Source organism: Paenibacillus sp. 01T422 (assembly GCF_056398785.1).
This window is the reverse complement of sequence record NZ_JBFTQB010000912.1, coordinates 1-2,578: the sequence shown is the minus strand read 5'-3', so window position 1 is coordinate 2,578 and position 2,578 is coordinate 1. Positions and strand designations below refer to the sequence as shown.

Sequence of the window (2,578 nt, the reverse complement as noted above, 5' to 3'; positions counted from 1 at the left end):
GAGAATGAGGGTGATAAACCGATCCCCTTCCTGTGGGTACCGCATCCGCAGTTTGCGATTACAGAACGGACACGCCTTCTACTCCCCGATTCTATGGAGCGTATGATGTGTGTTTTTGGAGGGGAAAAGCTTACACTGGGTGCTTCCTATTCATGGCAGGATGTCTGTAGGCTGACACCGGTGGCAACTGGAGATGCACGCAAGTTTTATTATGATGGGAAAGTGACGGCAGGATGGTCGGGGTTGTATGAAGAAGAAAGCGGTAATTATTTCATTATGTCTGTGCCGGCTGACAAGGTTCCCTATATCGGCATCTGGATCGACGAAGGAAGGATCAATGATCGGGTGACGTGTGCGCTGGAGCCAAGCATCGGCTACTACGATTCTTTAGAGAAAGCTATAAGCAATGGGACAGCGCAGGTCATTCCGGCAAAAGGTTTTTTCGAGTGGGAAATGGAGCTTTCGCTAGGTGTTGGTGATTGGTTAAAGGTTGTTCAACCGTAGATTAAGGACATGTAAATGCCTACAGAAGGGATAAGTGCTAGTGTCGTTACAACTTTGTTGCGATAAGCTGTATACTTCATTGGGCCTGTCTCATATAATGGAAATAGATGGAATGGCTGCTTGATCTACATAATCTTAAATTCTTGGAAGCGTTTCCCTTTCTTAAAAATGATGAATGATTCACGGTTGATCGATTAACGAAAGTGACATTTCAATTTGGGAGGAATACGAGGATGGCAGGAAACAGAGCAGTCGTTTATAACAAACCAGGGAGTGTAGAAATTCGGGATACAGCGTATCCGGATCTTATTTTGCGTGATGGTCCAGGCGTGAATCCGTTAAATGTGGGACGTAAATGTGAGCATGGCGTCATACTTAAAGTCGTCACGACGAACATTTGCGGCAGCGACCAGCACATGGTCAGAGGAAGAACGACGGCGCCGTCGGGACTTATTTTGGGACATGAAATCACGGGAGAAGTTATTGAAGTTGGTCGGGATGTGGAGTTTATCCAAAAAGGAGATCTGGTCTCCGTTCCGTTCAATATTGCCTGTGGACGCTGTCGCAACTGCAAAGAGCGCCATACGAATGTATGTCTGAATGTGAACCCGGATCGTCCTGGATCGGCCTATGGTTATGTTGATATGGGCGGTTGGGTAGGCGGTCAGTCTGAGTACGTCATGGTACCGTACGCTGATTTTCAATTGCTGAAATTTCCGGACAAAGCCCAAGCGATGGAGAAAATTCTTGATTTAACGATGTTATCCGATATTTTCCCAACGGGTTACCATGGTGCAGTTAGCGCCGGTGTACGTCCAGGCTCGACCGTGTACGTTGCCGGTGCAGGTCCAGTCGGACTGGCRGCAGCGCATTCCGCACAACTGCTGGGCGCAGCGGTCGTTATTGTTGGTGATCTGAACGCAGAGCGGCTGGCTCAAGCGAAAAGCTTCGGCTGCGAGACCGTCAATTTGCGTGAGCACGCTAATTTGGCGGAGCAGATCGCGCAAATTCTGGGCACGCCGGAAGTGGATTGCGCGGTTGACTGCGTAGGCTTCGAAGCCCATGGACATGGCAAGGCACATGGTGAGGCGCCGGCGACTGTGCTTAACTCCATCATGGAGGTTACGCGTGCGGGTGGCAGCTTGGGTATTCCGGGGCTGTATGTGACCGGCGATCCTGGTGCTGTGGACGAAGATTCCAAAATCGGCACGCTAAAAATCCGGTTTGGGCTCGGCTGGGCCAAATCTCACACGTTCGTCACCGGCCAGACGCCAGTTATGAAATACCATCGCGACTTGATGATGGCCATCCTCAGTGGCAGAGCGCAAATTGCGAAAGCGGTGAACGCGACGAAAATTTCCTTGGAGGAAGCGCCTGGCGCGTACCAGGAATTTGATCGCGGTGTTTCGCGGAAATTCGTGATTGATCCGCATGGGCTTGTGAAATAGTTGGTTTTGTTGAAGGCATCTTCCGTCGTTGGACGGGGGATGCCTTTTTGGGCTGTGCGGCGGGGCAGCAGTGGTAGAACATCGGCGGGAACTGTGCTAAGAAGTTTCTCTACAACCCCAGCGAGAATTCCGCTAAGTGTTTCTCTTGAGGGAACTGGAGTCCACTATTTCGAGGAAAATGAGCTATTTCCTCTCTGAGCGGAACTCCAGGCCCTTATTCACACATTCACGTTTTTCGGCTGAAACCGGCAGAATAACGGACTGTAGTTCCCCATGTCGGCGGAAATGTGCTTATTCACTGGGAATAGGGGACTGTAGTTCCCATGGAAGGGCCGTCGCAAGGGCGACGGGCCCTCTTTGAAGGACTGACGGATTGAACTCCGTCAGCCCTGGATGTTAGCTACTTTACCAACCCTTCAACTTTCCGCTCACGCAATTCACCATTCAGCCAACTTCCACCTAACAACTCATCAGTGCACAACCTTTAAGATAGCATGCAGGTTTACGCAGGCAAGTATCGAAGTAGTTAACAGATGAAGTTGCATCCTATGGACACGGAGGTAAGCATATGAATACGTTAAAAGAACCACTGACGAACAAAGGCCGCAACGTGAGGAGCATCCTGG

At 50.3% G+C, this 2,578-nt stretch carries 1 protein-coding gene and 1 pseudogene; both read left to right on the top strand.

What is annotated here, in order from left to right:
* Nucleotides 1-504: pseudogene (locus tag AC1DUA_RS33335) on the top strand (hypothetical protein); the annotation flags it as partial.
* Between the two features lie 233 nt (nucleotides 505-737).
* Nucleotides 738-1,952, top strand: coding sequence for a formaldehyde dehydrogenase, glutathione-independent (fdhA, locus tag AC1DUA_RS33330; RefSeq protein ID WP_477503817.1), 1,215 nt, complete (start codon nucleotides 738-740; stop codon nucleotides 1,950-1,952).
* Nucleotides 1,953-2,578: the final 626 nt, after the last annotated feature.